This is a genomic window from Paractinoplanes maris, assembly GCF_023544465.1.
In the GTDB taxonomy this organism is placed as follows: domain Bacteria; phylum Actinomycetota; class Actinomycetes; order Mycobacteriales; family Micromonosporaceae; genus Actinoplanes; species Actinoplanes maris.
Genome location: NZ_JALPVL010000007.1, coordinates 222,797 through 240,520, shown reverse-complemented (window position 1 = coordinate 240,520; position 17,724 = coordinate 222,797). Strand labels below are relative to the sequence as shown.

13 protein-coding genes are annotated in these 17,724 nt (G+C 69.9%); 11 read left to right on the top strand and 2 right to left on the bottom strand.

Annotated features, from left to right (window positions below; translation table 11 throughout):
- Window positions 1-14: 14 nt before the first annotated feature.
- From NAG42_RS21705 to NAG42_RS21680, 6 genes are all read left to right on the top strand, one after another.
- Window positions 15-677, top strand: a complete 663-nt coding sequence (locus NAG42_RS21705) for a DUF1326 domain-containing protein (protein WP_250032488.1) — start codon at window positions 15-17, stop codon at window positions 675-677.
- On the top strand, window positions 674-1,378 hold the full coding sequence (locus NAG42_RS21700) for a DUF2182 domain-containing protein (RefSeq protein ID WP_250032486.1): 705 nt from the start codon (window positions 674-676) through the stop codon (window positions 1,376-1,378). The genes NAG42_RS21705 and NAG42_RS21700 overlap by 4 nt, the downstream gene beginning before the upstream one ends.
- Before the next feature lie 18 nt (window positions 1,379-1,396).
- Window positions 1,397-5,842 (top strand): multicopper oxidase domain-containing protein, encoded by a 4,446-nt coding sequence (locus NAG42_RS21695; protein WP_250032483.1) that lies wholly within the window; start codon window positions 1,397-1,399, stop codon window positions 5,840-5,842.
- Between the two features lie 106 nt (window positions 5,843-5,948).
- A complete protein-coding gene (locus NAG42_RS21690; RefSeq protein ID WP_250032478.1) occupies window positions 5,949-6,971 on the top strand; it encodes a zinc-dependent alcohol dehydrogenase family protein in 1,023 nt (340 codons plus the stop codon).
- Window positions 6,972-7,005: 34 nt separating this feature from the next.
- Window positions 7,006-8,133, top strand: a complete 1,128-nt coding sequence (locus NAG42_RS21685) for a (R)-mandelonitrile lyase (RefSeq protein ID WP_250032475.1) — start codon at window positions 7,006-7,008, stop codon at window positions 8,131-8,133.
- A gap of 34 nt (window positions 8,134-8,167) precedes the next feature.
- Window positions 8,168-8,677, top strand: a complete 510-nt coding sequence (locus tag NAG42_RS21680; RefSeq protein ID WP_250032472.1) for a cyclophilin-like fold protein — start codon at window positions 8,168-8,170, stop codon at window positions 8,675-8,677.
- Here the strand turns inward: NAG42_RS21680 and NAG42_RS21675 are convergent.
- Window positions 8,665-9,540: an alpha/beta hydrolase gene (locus tag NAG42_RS21675; protein WP_250032469.1), complete on the bottom strand. Its 876-nt coding sequence runs from the start codon at window positions 9,538-9,540 to the stop codon at window positions 8,665-8,667. The two genes, NAG42_RS21680 and NAG42_RS21675, sit on opposite strands and share 13 nt — an antisense overlap.
- A gap of 203 nt (window positions 9,541-9,743) precedes the next feature.
- On the opposite strand from NAG42_RS21675, the gene NAG42_RS21670 reads away from it, so the two are divergent.
- On the top strand, window positions 9,744-10,619 hold the full coding sequence (locus tag NAG42_RS21670; RefSeq protein ID WP_250032466.1) for a dienelactone hydrolase family protein: 876 nt from the start codon (window positions 9,744-9,746) through the stop codon (window positions 10,617-10,619).
- Between the two features lie 148 nt (window positions 10,620-10,767).
- Here NAG42_RS21670 and NAG42_RS21665 read toward each other — a convergent pair whose 3' ends face one another.
- A complete protein-coding gene (locus tag NAG42_RS21665; protein WP_250032463.1) occupies window positions 10,768-11,793 on the bottom strand; it encodes a LacI family DNA-binding transcriptional regulator in 1,026 nt (341 codons plus the stop codon).
- Between the two features lie 238 nt (window positions 11,794-12,031).
- Between NAG42_RS21665 and NAG42_RS44975 the strand changes: the two genes are divergently transcribed.
- Genes NAG42_RS44975 through NAG42_RS21645 form a run of 4 tightly spaced genes read left to right on the top strand, consistent with a single transcriptional unit; the run spans window position 12,032 to window position 17,704 of the window.
- A complete protein-coding gene (locus tag NAG42_RS44975) occupies window positions 12,032-12,967 on the top strand; it encodes a carbohydrate ABC transporter permease (protein WP_250032461.1) in 936 nt (311 codons plus the stop codon).
- Window positions 12,964-13,785 carry a carbohydrate ABC transporter permease gene (locus NAG42_RS21655; RefSeq protein ID WP_250032460.1) on the top strand — a complete coding sequence of 274 codons (822 nt, stop codon included), beginning with the start codon at window positions 12,964-12,966 and terminating at the stop codon, window positions 13,783-13,785. The genes NAG42_RS44975 and NAG42_RS21655 overlap by 4 nt, the downstream gene beginning before the upstream one ends.
- The gene (locus tag NAG42_RS21650; RefSeq protein ID WP_250032459.1) at window positions 13,782-16,418 is read left to right on the top strand and encodes an alpha-L-rhamnosidase; all 2,637 of its coding nucleotides are present in this window, start codon (window positions 13,782-13,784) and stop codon (window positions 16,416-16,418) included. The genes NAG42_RS21655 and NAG42_RS21650 overlap by 4 nt, the downstream gene beginning before the upstream one ends.
- A 20-nt stretch (window positions 16,419-16,438) precedes the next feature.
- Complete coding sequence (locus NAG42_RS21645; RefSeq protein WP_250032458.1) at window positions 16,439-17,704, top strand: ABC transporter substrate-binding protein; 1,266 nt, start codon at window positions 16,439-16,441, stop codon at window positions 17,702-17,704.
- Window positions 17,705-17,724 lie beyond the last annotated feature (20 nt).

The window sequence follows — 17,724 nt, the reverse complement described above, 5'->3', positions numbered from 1 at the left end:
AAGGGGACGCGACCATGGTTTACTCGCTCACCGGAGTCTTCACCGAGGCCTGCGACTGCACGCTGATCTGCCCGTGCTGGCTGGACGACGCCCCCGACGAGGACCACTGCACGGGCTTGTTCGCCTGGCAGCTCGACAACGGGGCGAGCATCGACGGCGTCGGTGTGGGCGGCCTCAGCGTCGTCAGCGTCTCGACCCACAGCGGCGGGCGGCGGGCCGGCGCCACCAGTACGGCGATCTTCGTCTCGCACGCGGCCACCGATGACCAGCACGCGCTGCTGGCCGAGGCGTTCAGCGGCCGGCTCGACGGCCCGCTCGCCGATCTCGCCGGCGTCAGCGGCGCCGTCCTGGTCACCGCCCCGGCCCGCATCGAGGTCACCGCCGACACGGCCGGCTGGCACGTGTTCGTCGGCCGGGCCGCGGATTCTCCTTTCCCCGGCACGGGTCTGGTGGAGGTCACCGGCTCGGCGGTCTCCTTCGACGAGGGTGAGCCGCTCGCCCTCGCCAATACCGCCCTCGACAAGGAGCTGGGCAGCGGCGGGGTGGTGGCACACCGCACCGATGCCCTGGCCGTCCGCGTCCCGGCGTTGCCCGGCGCTTATCTGGATGTCCGCGGACGTTCGGCCATGCGGGGCCGGTTCCGGTATGCCCACGCCCGCACCCGGGTGCCGAAGTGACGGTCTCCGGTGCGACGACCCGGATACCGACCGGGCGCACGCTCGCCGGGGGCGTCGTGGCGCTCGCCGCCGTGGCGTGGGTGGTGATGGCAGCACAGCACCAGGGTGGCCATCACCATCAGACGATCACGCTCGGCGGCTGGGTGGTGATGGTCGTGGCGATGATGATGCCGACCGCGCTGCCGCTGTTCGAGCTGCTGCGCCGGCTGGGCCACGGCGTCGGACCGGCGATGCTTCTGTATGTCGGCACCTGGACGGCCGCGGGGGCCGTCCTGGTCGGGCTCAACCTCGCCTTCGTACGGTGGACGCAGAACTGGACCTGGACCGTGGAGCATCCGCGTGCGCCGCTGGGTGCCGCACTGGTCCTCGCCGGCGCCTACCAGTTCAGTGCCTGGAAGGACCGGTGCCTGACCGCCTGCCGCAGTCCCCGGGGGATAGCGATGCTGCACTGGCGCGGCGTCCGCCCGGCCTGGCAGGAGGCCACCGTCATCGCCGCCGTCTACGCCGCGTCGTGTGTCGGCTGTTGCTGGCTGCTGATGGCGACCGGCCTGGCCACCGGCGCCGGATCGCTGGTCGCGATGGCCGTGCTCGCGGCGATCATGGCCGCCGAACGGCTGACCCGGCACGGCCGTTCACTGGTCCGTCCGGCCGGCGCGGCCGCCGTCATCATCGGCGCTTCCCTGCTACTCGGTGCGGTTTGAGATTCTTAGGAGACGTTCATGCCTGACCTGACTTACGACGTCATCGCGATGGAGTTCCCCATCGTCTACACCAACGACGGCGACCACGACCCCAACGGGCTGCTGTTCACGCTCCGGGCCTACGAGCCGCTGCTGAGGTTCGCCCGGGCCCGCTGGGAGGACGACGACGAGTTCCTTCCCCGGATGCACCAGCGCGCTCAGTGGCTGCAATTGGTCGTGGGCGGCCTGTGGCGTTACGAGCGAATGCTGGAGCGTCCCTCTCCGGCCACCCCCGCCGCAGTGCAGAACTTCACCACCACGGTGGAGGAGGTGCAGGCGGCGCTGGTCCGGCTCACCGACGGCCAGGTCACGACGATCGACCCCGACCCGGCCGTACGCCAGGCCTGGGCCGCTCTCCACCGTGATGCCCTGGGTCAGACGCGCACCATGATCGAGGAGCGTCTGGCGAAGCTGGAAGCCAGTGACTACACCGAATTCCAGCGGTTGGCGCAGGAGAGCGGCTTGGGGGTCGAGCGGGTCCGGCGTCTGCTGCTCAACGACCACCGGGGAAACGTGGCCGGGCTGGCCGAGCGGACCCCCGCCTACGACCGCTTCAACCCGCTGCGCCCGATCCCGGTCGTCCGGCCGCTGGTCCTGCGCGCGTCGCTGGGCCAGAGCGTCGAGGTGCGCTTCGCCAACCAGGTGCGGGGCCGGGCGGTGGGCATGCACCTGCAGGGCGACCTGATCGGGTCGGTTCAGCAGGACGACGGCGCGGCCGTGGGACGCAACCAGCCTTCGACGGTACGCCCGCACGAGCGCCGGACGTACCACTGGCACGCGGGCCGTGAGGGTGTCTGGCCGGTCAACGATCTCGGCGACGTTCGCGGCACCGAGCAGGGCACGAACGTGCACGGGCTGTTCGGGGCCTTCATCGTCGAGCCGGCCGGGGCCACCTGGACCGATCCGGAGACCGGCGAACTGCTCACCGGCACGCCCTTCGCGGACGGGCCGTACGTGGATGTGCTCGTGCCCGGCGATGTGGTCACCGACGACTACATCGACCTGCATGTCGACGGCGATCCACACAGTCATCGCGAGTTCACCGTCTTCATGCACGACGAGCCCGAGGTGCACAGCGGCCGGCATCTGGTCGGCGAGCACTCCGTGATGCCACTGTCGTACCGGGCTGAGCCGATGCCCAACCGGCTGCCGCACCGGATGCGCCGGTACGCCGAGCAGACCGCCGGCCGTCCACTGCCACCCGCCGGTGAGGTCGACTTCGCCGCCGTCGAGATCGAGATCGACGACGAACTGGGCGAGGTGTTCCACATCGGGCGTACGCATGACGGGAGTTATCTGGAGATCGTGGCCGGCGAGGAGCAGCACCACAGCTCGTGGCTGTTCAACGATCCGGTCACGCCCATCTTCCGGGCCTACAAGGGTGATCCGGCCCGGGTCCGGCTGGTGCACGCCGGGGTGAAGGAGACACACGTCTTTCACCTGCACGTGCATCAGTGGCGGGCCAACCCGCGCGACGGCGCGCGCCCGGGTGAGGCCAAGGGCTCGCAGCTGCTCGACTCGATCACCATCGGCCCGCAGACGGCCGTGACGATCGACCCCCTCTACGGCTCCGGCAGCCGGCAGCACGCCCCGGGTGACGTCATCTGGCACTGCCACCTGTATCCCCATTTCCACCATGGGATGTGGGGACTGTGGCGCAGCTTCGACCGGCTGGTCGACGGGGTGGCCGTCACGGCGTACCCCGACGGGACGCCGGTGCATCCGCTGAAGCCGCTGCCGGGCCGCGAGCCCGACCCCCGCGACGACCTCCATCCGGGTTTCCCGTGGTTCATCGACGCGACGTTCCCGCGCAAGGCCCCGCCACCGCCCGCGATCGTTCCCGAGTTCCTCGGTGCCCGGCGGCGGCTGCTCGGCATGCCGCTGCACTCCGAGCGTGAGCTCGCCGCGTTCGCGCCGGGCGCGGTGGCGGATCCGCGACCCGGTGCGCTGTTCGTGGACCTCGACGGGGACGCGGCCGCCTGGAACGCGCGCGCCGGGCTGCCCGCGCCCCGCGTGATCAGCTACGACGTACGGGTCCGCGCCGACGAAGTGACCTACAACAACCGCGGCTGGACGGACCGGACCGGCCACCACTACCAGATCGTGCGGGTCGCGGTGGACGGCGAGGAATTGGCGCCACCCGCCGAGCGGATCGAGCCGTTCTACCCGCGGGCCAACCACGGCGACGTGGTGGAGCTGCGGATGGTCAACGAGCTGACGCCGTTCCCGGCGGACGACTTCGACCTGCCCACCCCGCCGGTGGAGTGCGGCCTGCACGTGCACCTGGTCAAGTTCGACGTGCTCGCGTCCGACGGGTCGTCGACCGGCTTCAACTACCTGTCCGGGGCGAGTTGCCGGGCGGCGGTCGACGCCGTGCCGGACGATCCCGGCAACCTGCCGGTCAATGTCGGGCTGCACCGCTGGGTGGTCGACGAGGAGTTCGGGCCGTGCTTCTTCCACGACCACCTGCTGGCCAACTACCGGCAGAAACACGGGCTCTACGCGGCCCTGATCGCCGAACCGCACGGGTCGGTGTGGCTGCTGCCCGATCAGGAGACGGTCGCCTGGTCCGGGCCGCAGGCCGTGATCCTCCCGCCGACCGGCAGCGGCCTGGAGCCCTACCGGGAGGCGTGCCTGGCCGTGGCCGACTTCGTGCCGCTGGTCGACGAGCACGGCCCGCTCAACCCGCCCGGTGAGCTCAGCGGCGACGACGACCCGGGCTCGATGGCGGTCAACTTCCGGTCCAGCCCGCTCACCTTCCGCGGCGACGACCCCTCCGAGTGGTTCGCCAGCAGCGGCACGCCCGCGCCCGAGGAACCCGAGGAAGAGGACGCCCTGGCGCCACCGGTCGAGACCGGGGATCCCGAGACCGAACTGATCAGGACGTACGCCGGGGAGCGCCTGCGCCTGCGCCTCATCCAAGGCTCACACGAGGAATCGCACAGTTTCGTCACCCACGGGCTGCGCTGGCCCCGCGAGTGGCACGACGAACACTCGCCGCTGGTCAACCAGCAGACCATCGGCATCTCGGAGGCCTTCACCCTCGAGGTCGACGACTACGGCATCGGCGACCACCTGTGGCACTTCGCGTCCATGGACGACCTGTGGCTCGGGTGCTGGGGACTGGTTCGCGCGCTCGTACCGCACGCGTCCAACCTGCTCGAGGTGCCGCCGCTGCCCGGCCGGCCCCGGCCGGCGACCCTGCCGGCTCGTCCGGTCAACGGCACCGGTGTCCGCGAGTACGTGGTGCGGGCCCGGCGGCACGAGCACGAGTACGACGGGCGGCAGCTGACCGACCCGTGGGGGCTGATCTACGAGGAGGCCGACGGCTGGGAAACCGGCGACGACGGCAGCCGGCGGGCTACGGGCGTACGGGAGACTGCCGAGCCTTTGATCCTGCGGGCCCGCCGGGGTGAATGGGTGAAGGTGACGCTGATCAACGAGGTCATCGACGACGACGGCTCGCTGGTGCCGGAGTTCACTGTGGAGCCGATGGCGCCGCGGCTGCCGCTGGACGAGAGACAGCGCACGGTGTCACCACGGGTGTCGATGCATCCGGCGTTGGTGCGTTACGACGTGGTCAGCGACGACGGCGCCTACGTCGGACGCAACCACGACGGCACGGTGGCCTCGCGCCCGGAGCCCGGCGGCGCGCACCGGCACGAGCCGGTCGACCCCGAGGCGGCCGGCCGGGTGGTGTTCCGGCGGACCGCGCGTCACGACCACGACCAGGAGAACTGGCGCACCTACTGGTGGTATGCGGACGAGAAGCTCGCGCCCGCGTCGCACACGGACGGGCCCGGCCAGGTCTGCTACCTGCAGGACATGGCTGACGTACGGAATCACCGCCACCATGGGCTGATCGGCGCCCTCGTCGTGGAGCCGGGCGACGTGACCGCGACCGATCCGGACACCGGCCTGGAACGCTGGACCGGCGGCAACGTCCTGCTGCGCGACCGGCACGGCCGGGTCGTGGCCAACGAACAGGTCCTGCTGGTGCAGGACGGCCTGCGTCACTTCGTGGCCGGCAACCCCGACCTTCCGGTACGCGACATCGTGCCGGACGACGACCCGGAGGACTCGGGCGGCAAGGGCATCAGCTACGGCTCACCACTGGCCCATCCGCGCGACGGGCTGACCCGGGACGACCCGCCCACCCCGATCTGGCCCGCCCAGGTGGGGCAGACGCTGTGGCTGCGGGTGGTGGGCGCCTGCGACAAGCCACGGGCGCACACCTTCACGGTGCACGGCATGGCGTGGGAAGCGGCACCGGGCCAGCCGGAGGGCTCGTTCTCGGGCCTGACCACGGCAACCGCCCGCACTCTGGTGATGAAGGCGCGGCACCGCGGCGATCACGCCTACCGGTCGGGGGCGTTCCGCTGGGCCACGGAGAACGGCGTGTGGGGCATCATCCGGGTGCGTTGAGGCCCGTGGTGGGATGCCCTGCCAGTACACGTATGAGCAGGAACTTCTCCGCGCCGCGCCGGCGCGATTGGATGGAGGTGCGAAACGATCAGCAAGGAGAGTCATCATGCGTGGTGTCGTCATGCACGCCCCCGGCGACGTCCGGGTGGAGGACCGTCCGGACCCGCGGATCGAGCAGCCCACCGACGCGATCATCAAGGTGTCGGCGGCCTGCGTGTGCGGGTCCGACCTCTGGCCCTACCGGGGCATCGAAAAGCTTGCCGGTGCGACGCCGATGGGCCACGAGTACGTCGGCATCGTCCAGGAAGTCGGCCCCGAGGTCACCACGATCAGGCCGGGACAGTTCGTCGTGGGCTCGTTCTGGGCCTCCGACAACACCTGCGAGATCTGCCGCGCCGGCTACCAGTCCGGCTGCGTGCACCGGGTGCTGATGGGCACCGTCGGCACCCAGGCGCAGTACGCGCGGATCCCGCTCGCCGACGGCACCCTGGTCGCCACCTCCGACGTGCCACCGGCTGACCTGATCCCGAGCTACCTGGCCGCCTCCGATGTGCTGGGCACCGGCTGGTTCGCCGCGGTCGCCGCCGAGGCCGGGCCGGGCAAAACCGTCGCGGTCGTCGGTGACGGCGCCGTCGGCCTGCTCGGGGTGCTGGCCGCCAAGCAGCTGGGCGCCGAGCGGATCATCGCGATGAGCCGGCACGAGCCGCGGCAGGAACTGGCCCGCGAGTTCGGCGCCACCGACATCGTCACCGAGCGCGGCGACGAGGGCATCGCGAGGATCAAGGACCTGACCGGGGGACTCGGGGCGCACTCGGTGGTCGAGGCCGTCGGCACGCAGGAGTCGATGATGCAGGCCATCCACTCGACCCGCCACGGCGGGCACGTCGGCTTCGTCGGTGTCACCCACGACGTGGCGCTGCCCGGCCTGGAACTCTTCGGCGCTCTGGTGCACCTGCACGGCGGCCCGGCACCGGTCCGCCGATTCCTGCCCGACCTCATGGAGATGATCGGCGACCGCGCCATCAACCCGGGCCGGGTGTTCGACCTCGACCTGCCCCTCGACCGGGCCGCCGAGGGCTATCAGGCCATGGATGAGCGCCGCGCCGTCAAGACCCTGCTGCGCCCGTAGCCCATCGCGACCCCGAGATGTGAGGTTCACCTTTATGGAACGCCGCAAAGCGCTCGGATCGAACGCCGCCACCGGCGCGGCCGCCGCGGACAAGGACGACCGGAGCAAGACGCAGACGATCACCCGGGGCGAGGATCAGACGTCCACCGCCGGCTCGCCGGACACCTTCACCGGCGACGTTCGCGTCAGCACACTGTTTCCGGCCGACGGGACGGCCCCGTACTCGGGCGCGTCCGTGACCTTCCAGCCCGGGGCCCGCTCTGCCTGGCACACCCATCCGGCCGGGCAACGCCTCGTGGTGACCGAGGGGGTGGGCCGTACCCAGCAGTGGGGCGGACCGCTGCGGGAGATCCGGGCCGGTGATGTCGTGTGGTGCCCACCCGGCGTCAAGCACTGGCACGGCGCGGCACCGGACAGCGTCCTGACCCACGTGGCTCTGACCGGGGTGCATGACGAGCAGGCCGTGACCTGGCTGGAGCAGGTGTCCGACGAGCAGTACGACGGACGCGTGGCCGGTGACCGCGAGCAGACCGGGGCGCTCAGCGACCAGCATGCCGCGATCACCATGATCGGCGCGTTCACCGCGAGCGGCGACCTGCCCCGGCTGACGACGGCGCTGAAGCAGAGCCTGGACGCCGGTGTGACGGTCAACCAGGTGAAGGAAGTGCTGGTGCAGATGTACGCCTACGCCGGCTTCCCCCGCAGTCTCAATGCCATCAGCACGTTCATGACCGTGCTGGAGCACCGCCAGGACAACGGGACCAAGGATGAGAGCGGTCCGGAGCCGAGCCCACTGCCCGACGGTACGGACATCCTCGAGCTCGGCACCGCGAACCAGACCGAGTTGACCGGCGCCCCGGTCACCGGTCCCCTGTTCGACTTCGCCCCGGCGATTGACGAGTTCCTCAAGGCACACCTGTTCGGCGACATCTTCAGCCGCGACAACCTCGACTGGCGCAGCCGCGAAATAGCCACCATCGCCGCGCTGGCCACGCTCGCGGGCACGGAGTCACAACTGCGGTCACACTTCACCATCGGACTCCACACCGGCCTGTCCGAGGCTCAGCTGCGGGGGCTCATCCAGGTGCTGAGTCACGAGGTCGGCTCTCGGCAGGCCGCCGACGCCGGTCGGATCCTCGACGAGGTCGTCCGCCACCGCTGATAGCCCGGAGGGCTGCCCGACGAAGGGAGATGCCATGCCGGCGCCCCGCGCGGCCGTCTGGGCCGTGCTGCTCACCATCACCGGACTGACCGTGGCCGGCTGCAGTGGCCCCGGCCGGGCCGAGGACACCCGGCCGGCAACGCCTCAGCCGACCGGTGAGGCCGCCACCCCTCAGGAGGACCGGATGAAAATCAGCATCACGATCGGCGACGAGCGCCATCAGGCCACGATTCTCGACAGCGCCGCCGGCCGTGACCTCATCGCGCAACTGCCGCTGACCATCGCCATGACCGATCACGGCTCGGTGGAGAAGACCGGCCCGCTGCCGTCACCGCTGTCACTGGACGGGCAACCCGACGGCGCCGACCCCGACGTCGGCGACGTCGGCTACTACGCACCGGGCAACGATCTCGTCTTCTACTACGGGGATCAGTCGTACTACCCCGGAATCGTGATCATCGGTCGACTGGACGGCGACGCCGCCCGCCGGATCGCCGACCGGCCAGGCGCCATCACGGCGACCGTCGACGTTCAGGCCGGTTGACTATCGCCGGAAAGGGCGGAACGGGTCAGCCAGTCCGCGATCCGGGTGATGCTGCGCGGCGCTGCCGGGTCGTTCGGATCGTTGAGGTGGCCGTGACTGGTGCCGGGCTCACGTATCACCATGACGTCGACACCAGCGGCCGCGAGTTCGGCGCCGAATTGCTGTCCGGACGCGCGAAGGCTGTCGGCGTCGCCGTTGAGGATGAAGGTCGGCGGAAGCCCGGAGACATCGTGGCCGCCGGGAAACGCGTACGCCTCTCTCAACGCTCCCGGATCCTGCACATAGGCCAGATTCATCGTCGCGACCTGCTCCGCGCTGAAGTTGAACGGCGGCGGGAGGGCTCGCACTCTGGCTGCCAGCTCCGGCGGGACCGGTGGCAGTGCGGCGTGCAGCACCGGGTAGGCCAGCATCAACGCGTAGGGGGTCGGGCCGCCGGTATCGCGTAGCCGCAGGGCCGCGCCCGCGGCCAGGTTGCCGCCCGCGCTGGCGCCGCCGAGAGCCCAGTTGGCGGCGGGGACCGCGGAATCGGAATGGGTGGCCCAGACGAAGGCCGCGGTCACCTCTTCGGACGCGACCGGATAAGGGAACCGCCGCACTGCCGGTGCACCGGAGCTCTCGCCGTCCGGAAGCGGCGAGAGCCGGTAGTCCACCGTGACGACCACGACTCCGCGCCCGGCGAGCTGCCGGGCTACCCAGTCGTTCTCGGGCATGTCGAGGTCGCCTCCGGCGAAGGCGCCCCCATGCGCCCACACCAGACCCCGTCGAGGGTGGATCGACCGCTCACCCGCCGCGGGAGCGTAGACGCGCATCGGTATCTCACCGTGCGGGCCGATGATCTTCCGTTCCGTCGTCGAAACCGTCATGACAAGAGCCTCTCGAGGTGGTTCGGGTGGAGGGGACAGGCGTCTTGACCCGCCATGTATCGATGCCTATGGTTGTCTCGAAACCTGTGAGAAACGTTTTCCATAGGTCGTGGCCTGCGCCTCACGGCCGGGATGAGACGAATTTCGGACTGGGCGACGGTGCGTACGTGGTGTGACTGAAACGTTCCAGAAAGAGGAAGCTCATGGTGATCCGGAGAATCCTGGCCGCCGCGGCGATGACTTTCGCCGCGCTCATCGCCGCTGCCGCGCCGAGCCCGGCGTCGGCCGCCAGTCCCTACGAGCGCGGCCCGGACCCGACGGCGGCCGGCATCGCCGCGACCACCGGCCCGTTCGCCATCGCGTCGGTCCCGGTCGCCCGGGGCAACGGCTTCGGCGGCGGAGTCATCTACTACCCGACCGACACGAGCCAGGGCACGTTCGGCGCGGTGGCCATCTCGCCCGGTCTCAACGGCACCTGGCCCGGCATCGCCTGGCTGGGCCCTCGGCTGGCCTCGCAGGGCTTCGTGGTGTTCGGCATCGAGACGAACAACCTCAACGACAGCCCCGCCAGCCGCGGAACCCAGCTGCTGGCGGCCCTGGACTACCTCACCCGTAGCAGCGCCGTGCGCACCCGGGTCGACGCCGGCCGGCTCGCGGTGATCGGGCACTCGATGGGCGGCGGCGGCGCGCTCGACGCTGCCCTGCAGCGCCCGGCCCTGCAGGCGGCCATCGGCAACGCACCGTACCTGCCCTCCGGCAGTCTCGCCGGTGACCGGGTCCCGACCCTGATCTACGCCATGCAGAACGACACCCTCGTCCCGCCGTCCCGCCTGACCAGCCTCTACAACACCGTTCCGGCGACCACCGAGCGCGCTTACCTCGAGGTCACCGGGGCCGGCCACAACTACATCGGGCAGCCGAGCACCATCCTCGCCCGCACGATGATCCCGTGGCTGAAGATCTTCGTCGACGACGACGCCCGTTACAGCCAGTTCCTGTGCCCCACGACCAACACGTCGGGCATCAGGCAGTACCGCAACAGCTGCCCGTTGATCTCCACCGCCGTGGCCGCCCGATAGCTCGGAGTGCCCCGCCGGGCTGACGACGAGCCCGGTCGTCAGTCCGGCGGCAGCCGGTGACCGCCCCGGCCGCACTTTGCCACGGCACGGCCGCGCTCGACGATTCCGCAGCGTCGGCCGCCGTCGCGTCACCGTCCGCGCCTCGAGATCAGCGGATCGGGGCGGTGGTGCGCCGGGTGATCAGGGTGGGGGAGAGCTTGATCTGGGCGGTCGGCCGGCCTCGGCTGCCGATGCGATCGAGCAGCAACCGGACCGCGTTGACACCCATCTGGTGCCCGGCCTGATCGACCGTGGTCAGCGAGATCGGGCCGAAGGCGGCGAACATGGTGTCGTCGTAACCGGCCACGGAGATGTCCTCGGGCGCGGACAGGCCGGCCTCGGTGAGCGCGTCCAGCACTCCCATGGCGACGATGTCGGCGCCCGCGAAGATGGCCGTCGGGCGCTGCGCGCGGGCCAGGAGCTGCTGGGCGCCGAGGTACCCACCCTGCTGGGTGTAGGTCGTGGACGCGATGTCGATGTAGTCGCCCAGTCCATGGGACTGCATGGCGTACCGGTACCCGTCGGCGCGCAGCGCGTTGGGCATCTCCTTCAGGCGTACGGGGTCCTTCTCGGCATGCTCGATGTGGGCGATGCGCCGGTGGCCGAGCCCGACCAGGTGGTCGACGACCAGCCCGGCGCCGGCGAAGTCGTCGTCGGTGACGGTGTCGTAGTCGGGGGAGTGCCCGTGCCGGCCGACCACCACCGTGGGCACGGCGCGGGCGACCTTCTGCAGGTGGCGGCGGGAGGAGATCGGCGCGATCAGGATGATGCCGTCCATGCTCCGGTCCATCATCGCCTCGGTGATCCGGACCTCGCCTTTCTCGTCGTTGCAGCAGGCCGCCATCAGCACCTGGTAGTCGGTGCCGCCCAGGTGCTCGGTGACGCCGTCGAGGATGTCGGCGAAGAACGGGTTGCGCATCTCGGGCAGCATCACGCCGATCGTGTACGTCTGCCCGCGCAGCCCCCGGGCCGCCGCCGAGGGGCGGTAGCCGAGTTCCTCGATCGCCGCGCGCACCTTCGTCTGCATCTCGGGGCTGGCCCCGTACGCGTTGCGCATGACCTTCGAGACGGCAGTGGTCGACACCCCGGCGTGCCGGGCCACGTCGACGATCGTGATGCGTCGGGACGGGTGCATGCGAGCTCCTAAGGCGAGAAACGTTACCCACTCTAGATCAACGCAGGCGGGTTCCAGAACCTGCTCGAGACGTGGAAAACGTTGACCACGGATGGTCTTGACGAGGTTGGCATCGGCTCGTAGTGTCGGCGAAACATAGTGGAAAACGTTACTCACGTCACACGCCACGTCCCTCCAGTTTCTGTCGAAGCGGCTCGTCACCGAGCGTGATGAAACGATTCAGTCAAGTGGGTTCTCCGTGTCAGCTGATCTCCAGGTCCGCCCGCCCGGCCGGACCGTCTCCCCCGCGTCGCCCCGCCGGCGCAGCCGGGTCGCGCCGCCCTGGTGGTTCGTCCTTCCGGCGTTGCTGCTGTTCGCCTTCGTGGTGCTGGTGCCCAGCGCTCGCGGCATCTACTACGCCTTCACCGACTGGGACGGTCTCGACCCCGACTTCGCCCTCATCGGCCTGCGCAACTTCACCGACATGCTCGACGACGGCGACGCGCTGCAGGCGGTCTGGCACACGCTGGTCATCGCGGTGGCCATCACCGTCATCCAGAACGGCATCGGCCTGCTGCTCGCCCTCGGCGTCAACAGCATGATCAAGACCAGGAACTTCCTCCGGGTCCTGCTCTTCGCCCCCGCGGTGATCACTCCGATCGTCACCGCCTATCTGTGGCGAAACCTGCTCGGCCCGGACGGTGCGGTCAACAGCCTGCTCGGGATGGTCGGCCTGGGCAGCTGGCGACAGGACTGGCTCGGCGACCCCGATCTCGCCCTGTGGATGGTCGTGCTCGTCGTGGTCTGGCAGTTCGCCGGCTACTCGATGGTCATCTTCCTGGCCGGCCTCCAGTCGATCCCGCGCGAGATCTACGAGGCCGCCGCGATCGACGGCACCGGCGCCGTCCGCCGCTTCTGGTCCATCGTCCGGCCCCTGCTCGCCCCGGCGATCACCATCAATCTGATGCTCTCGATCATCGGCGGGATCAAGCTGTTCGACCAGGTCTACGCGCTCACCGGCGGCGGTCCGGGGCACGCGACCGACACCATCTCGACGCTGATCTACAAGGACGCCTTCACCCTCGGCGAGTTCGGCTACAGCATCGCGCTCGCCGTCGTGCTCACCGTCATCGTCTCGATCGTCTCCGCCGGTCAGTTCGTCGTGCTCAACCGCAACGAGAAGGCGGCGTCATGAACCGCTACACCAAACGGACGTTCCTGCTCGAGATGGTGATGGTCGCGGTCGGCATCGTCTTCGCCTTCCCGGTCTACGTGCTGGTCAACCTGGCCATCCGGCAGCCGTCGGACACGTCGTCGCCGATCAGCCCGACCACGTCACCCACGTTCGGCAACTTCACCGGCGCGTGGCGCGAGGCCGGCCTGGGCGGCGCGCTGGTCAACAGCGTGCTGGTGACCACCGTCAGCGTGTTCATCGTGCTGGCTGTCTCGGCGCTCGCCGCGTACCCGTTGGCGAGAAGCACGGCCCGATGGTCGCGCGGCACCTTCCTGCTGATCATGCTGGGGCTGATCCTGCCCTTCCAGCTGGCCTCGTTGCCGCTCTACCAGACGGTCCGCGATCTCGGCCTGCTCGGCTCGGTGTGGTCGCTGGTGCTGTTCTACGCCGGTTTGCAGGTGCCGTTCACGACGTTCCTGTACGTGGGATTCCTGCGGGCCCTGCCGCGCGACTTCGAGGACGCCGCGTCGATCGACGGCGCCGGCCCGTTCAAGACGTTCCGCTACATCGTGCTGCCCATGCTGAAACCGATCACGGTCACCGCCCTGGTGCTCAACGCCGTCGCGGTCTGGAACGACTTCTTCACCCCGCTGCTCTATCTGAGCGGCAGCGACCAGCAGACCGTGCCGGTGGCGGTGGCCGGTTTCGTGGGCCAGTTCGTCTCCGACTGGAACCTCATCTTCGCCGCCCTGCTGATCAGCATCGTGCCGGTCCTGGCGGTTTATCTCGCACTGCAACGCAGCATCATCAACGGCTTCGCCGGAGGGCTGAAGGGATGACACCGTACGGTTTGACGACCGAACAGCGCACCGAGCCGCTCGGTCTGGGCGAGACCAGCCCGCGACTGTCCTGGAAACTGCGCAGCGACCGCCAGGGCGCGGCCCAGACCGCTTTCCGGATCACCGCCGCCCTGAGCGAGCCGGACCTCGACGAACCCGGCCGGCTGATCTGGGACAGCGGGCGCCGGATGAGCGACGACACGCTGCTCGTCGCCTGGGACGGCCCGGCCCTGCAGTCGGCCACCCGCTACCACTGGCGCGTCGAGACCTGGGACGAGACCGGCGCAGCGTCCGGTGCGGCGCAGACCTGGTTCGAGACCGGGTTGCTGCATCGCGACGACTGGACTGCGGTGTGGATCGGCCGCGACCCGGTCAATCTGCCGCTGGTCGACCCGCCCACCGACGAGGAACGTTCCTTTCCCGACCCCGCGTCAGCGCCCCTCTACGTCCGGCACGCCTTCGACGTCGCGGCGCCGCCGATCCGGGCCCGGCTGTACGCCACCGCGCGGGGCGTCTACGAGCCGAGTCTCAACGGCCGGCGGGTCGGCGACCTCGAGCTCGCGCCAGGCTGGACGGAATACCAGCATCGTCGGCAATACCAGACGTACGACGTGACCGAGCAGGTGCGCGCCGGGACCAACGTCGTGGCCGCGATCGTGGCCGACGGCTGGTGGAGCGGTCACGTCGGCTTCGACCCGAGCCGGCCCGCCCGGCACTACGGCACCGCGCCCGGCTACCTGGCCCAGCTCGTCCTGGACTTCGCCGACGGCTCCCGGCAGGTGATCGCCACCGGCGGCGCCTGGAGCGAGCGGCCCGGCCCGATCCGCGCCGCCGACCTGCTGATGGGGCAGTTCGTCGACGCCCGCCGGGCCGCGTGGGACGGCGACGGCTTCCGGCCCGTCGCCGTGCTCGACACCGAGTCTGGCCCCCTGGTCGCCGAGCCTGACGAGCCGATGCGGATCACCGCCGAACTGCCCGCGACGATCGTCGACCACCGCGAGGACCGCGTCCTCGTCGACTTCGGCCAGAACCTGGTCGGCCGCGTGCGGCTGCGCGTCCGTGGTGCCGAGCCGGGCCGGCGGATCGTGCTGCGCCATGCCGAAGTCCTCGCCGACGGCGAGCTCTACCTCGACAACCTGCGCCGGGCAGCGGCCACCGACACGTACGTCACCGCCGGTGGCGACGAGGTGTTCGAGCCGCAGTTCACCTTCCACGGCTTCCGCTACGCCGAGATCAGCGGCTGTCCCGGCGGCCTGGACGCCGGTGACGTGAGCGCCCGGGTGCTGCACAACGACACCGCGTTCACCGGGACGTTCACCTGTTCCGACCCGATGGTCGAGCAGCTGCAGGCCAACATCCGGTGGGGGCAGCGGGGCAACTTCGTCGCGGTGCCCACCGACTGCCCGCAACGCGACGAACGGCTCGGCTGGCTGGCCGACGCCCAGGTGTTCGCGCCGACCGCCACGCGGAACGCCGACGTGTCCGCGTTCTTCGCCCGCTGGCTGCGGGACGTGGTCGACGGTCAGGACGCCGACGGCGCGTTCCGGGACGTCGCACCGATCATGGTGCTCGACCGCGAAGGCGCTCCGGCGTGGGGTGACGCCGGTGTCATCATCCCGTGGCTGTTGTGGCGGATCTACGGCGACCGGCGCACCCTGGAGCGCAGCTTCGACGCGATGGCCGGCTGGGTGGAGCACATCCGGCGGCACAACGCCGACCTGCTGTGGCGGCACCGCACCGGCAACTCGTACGGCGACTGGCTGCAGGTCGATGCCGAAACTCCCCGGGACGTCCTGTCGACCGCCTACTTCGCCCACAGCACGCGGATCGTCGCCGACGCCGCGGACGTGCTCGGGCGGGCCGAGGCGGGCGAGTACCGGGCCTTGCACGACAAAATCCGCTCAGCGTTCATCGACGCGTACGTCGGAGACGACGGCACCGTCGAAGGCGGCACCCAGACCGCGTACCTGTTGGCCCTGAGCTTCGACCTGCTGCCCGGCCACCTGATCCCGGCCGCGGTCGACCACCTGGCCGCCGACATCGAGAAGCGGGGCAACCGGCTCACCACCGGCTTTGTCGGGGTGTCGCTGCTGTGCCCGGTGCTGACCGAGCACGGCCGCGAAGACCTCGCTTACGCGTTGCTGCACCAGGACGAGTTCCCGTCCTGGGGCTACTCCATCCGGCACGGCGCCACCACGATCTGGGAGCGCTGGGACGGCTGGACCGAGCACGGCGGATTCCAGTCCGCCGCGATGAACTCCTTCAACCACTACAGCCTGGGCAGCGTCGGCGACTGGCTCTTCGGCCGGGTCGCCGGCATCGATCAGACGCCCGGCTCGGTCGCCTACAAAGAGCTTCTGCTGCGCCCGACGCCCGGCGGAAAGCTCACCTGGGCCCGCGCCGAGCAGGAAACCGCCCGCGGCCGGGTCTGCTGCGGCTGGGACGTCGACGGCGGGCAGCTCACCGTCGTCGTGGCGGTGCCGCCCGGGAGTACCGCCGTTCTCGAAATTCCCACCCCCGACCCGGGAAGCGTCCGTCACGACGACGCTCCCGTCCCGGCCCTGCCGTCCGCCCGCGGGGCCACCCTGCGGCTGACCTCCGGCCGCTACACCTTCACCGCCACCTCTTATTGATCTCCAACGCAGGAGAAGACATGAAGAAAAGCATCACGATCGCGCTCGCCGCGGTCATGCTGACCACGGCCTGCAGCAGCGGCACCAACGCCAACTCCGGATCGGACGACGGCGGCGGCGGCAACCAGACCCTGACACTCGCCTCGGTCGACCAGGGGTCCATCGAGGACGTCATCAAGGCGTTCGAGGCGGCCAACCCGGGCGTGAAGGTCAACTTCACCACCAGCGGCGCCGACCAGTACCAGGCTCAGATCCGCACCCAGCTCTCCTCCGGCACCGCACCCGACGTGATGACCGTGTGGCCGGGCAACGGCAACCCCGGTGCGACGTACGTCTTGTCCAAGCCGGGCTATCTGCTGGACCTGTCCGACCAGCCGTGGGCGGCGAAACTGCCCGACTCGTTCAAGAGCGTCGCCCAGTACGAGGGCAAGACCTACAACGCGCTGTTCGGGCTCAACGGCATCGGCGCCGTCTACAACGACGAAGCCCTGAGCAAGTCGGGCCTGAATGCGCCGACCACCTGGACCGAGTTGCTGAGCTTCTGCCGTGACGCCGCCGGCAAGGGCACCCCGGCCTATGCGCTGGGCATCCAGGACAACTGGGTCACCCAACTCGTGCTCTACGCCCTCGCGGCCACCGTCGTCTTCGGCCAGGACAAGGACTTCAACACCAAACTGGCCGCCGGGCAGACCACCTTCGCCGGTTCCGCCTGGACCCAGGCGATGGCCAAATACCAGGACATGAGCAAGGCCGGCTGCTTCCAGAAAAATCCCCTGGGCACCAGTTACGAGGCCAGCCAGACCCTGGCCGCGACCGGCAGAACGCTCGGCATCATCCAGGGCAACTGGATCATCGGCCTGCTCAAGGGCAAGAACCCGAACGGCAAGTTCACGATGACGGCGCTGCCGGCCACCGACGACCCGGCCACCTTCCTCATGCCGGCCGCCGCCGGTGCCGGCTACGGCGTCAACGCCAAGGCCAAGAACAAGGAACTGGCGCTCAAGTTCATCACCTACGTGATGTCGCCCGAGGGCATGAAGCTGTTCAACGAGAAGCAGGGCAGCCTGCCGACCCTGCCTGACGCCGGCACCACCGTCGACCCCGGACTCAAGCAGCTGACCACTTTCGTCCAGGAGAACAAGACCGTGCCGTTCATGGACCAGCTGTGGCCCAACGCCAAGGTGCAGCAGACCATGCTCAGCGGCCTGCAGGAGGTCTTCAGCAACCAGGCCACCGCGGACGACGTGCTCAAGGACATGGACACCGAATACAAGAAGGGCGAGTAGAGCACTGCGCGGCGCGGCCC

Excerpts from the sequence above, each read along its gene's own strand:
- NAG42_RS21705 (WP_250032488.1), top strand. The coding sequence starts at position 15 with ATGGTTTACTCGCTCACCGGAGTCTTCACCGAGGCCTGCGACTGCACG.
- NAG42_RS21695 (WP_250032483.1), top strand. The coding sequence starts at position 1,397 with ATGCCTGACCTGACTTACGACGTCATCGCGATGGAGTTCCCCATCGTC.
- NAG42_RS21690 (WP_250032478.1), top strand. The coding sequence starts at position 5,949 with ATGCGTGGTGTCGTCATGCACGCCCCCGGCGACGTCCGGGTGGAGGAC.
- NAG42_RS21685 (WP_250032475.1), top strand. The coding sequence starts at position 7,006 with ATGGAACGCCGCAAAGCGCTCGGATCGAACGCCGCCACCGGCGCGGCC.
- NAG42_RS21680 (WP_250032472.1), top strand. The coding sequence starts at position 8,168 with ATGCCGGCGCCCCGCGCGGCCGTCTGGGCCGTGCTGCTCACCATCACC.
- NAG42_RS21675 (WP_250032469.1), bottom strand. The coding sequence starts at position 9,540 with ATGACGGTTTCGACGACGGAACGGAAGATCATCGGCCCGCACGGTGAG.
- NAG42_RS21670 (WP_250032466.1), top strand. The coding sequence starts at position 9,744 with ATGGTGATCCGGAGAATCCTGGCCGCCGCGGCGATGACTTTCGCCGCG.
- NAG42_RS21665 (WP_250032463.1), bottom strand. The coding sequence starts at position 11,793 with ATGCACCCGTCCCGACGCATCACGATCGTCGACGTGGCCCGGCACGCC.
- NAG42_RS21655 (WP_250032460.1), top strand. The coding sequence starts at position 12,964 with ATGAACCGCTACACCAAACGGACGTTCCTGCTCGAGATGGTGATGGTC.
- NAG42_RS21650 (WP_250032459.1), top strand. The coding sequence starts at position 13,782 with ATGACACCGTACGGTTTGACGACCGAACAGCGCACCGAGCCGCTCGGT.
- NAG42_RS21645 (WP_250032458.1), top strand. The coding sequence starts at position 16,439 with ATGAAGAAAAGCATCACGATCGCGCTCGCCGCGGTCATGCTGACCACG.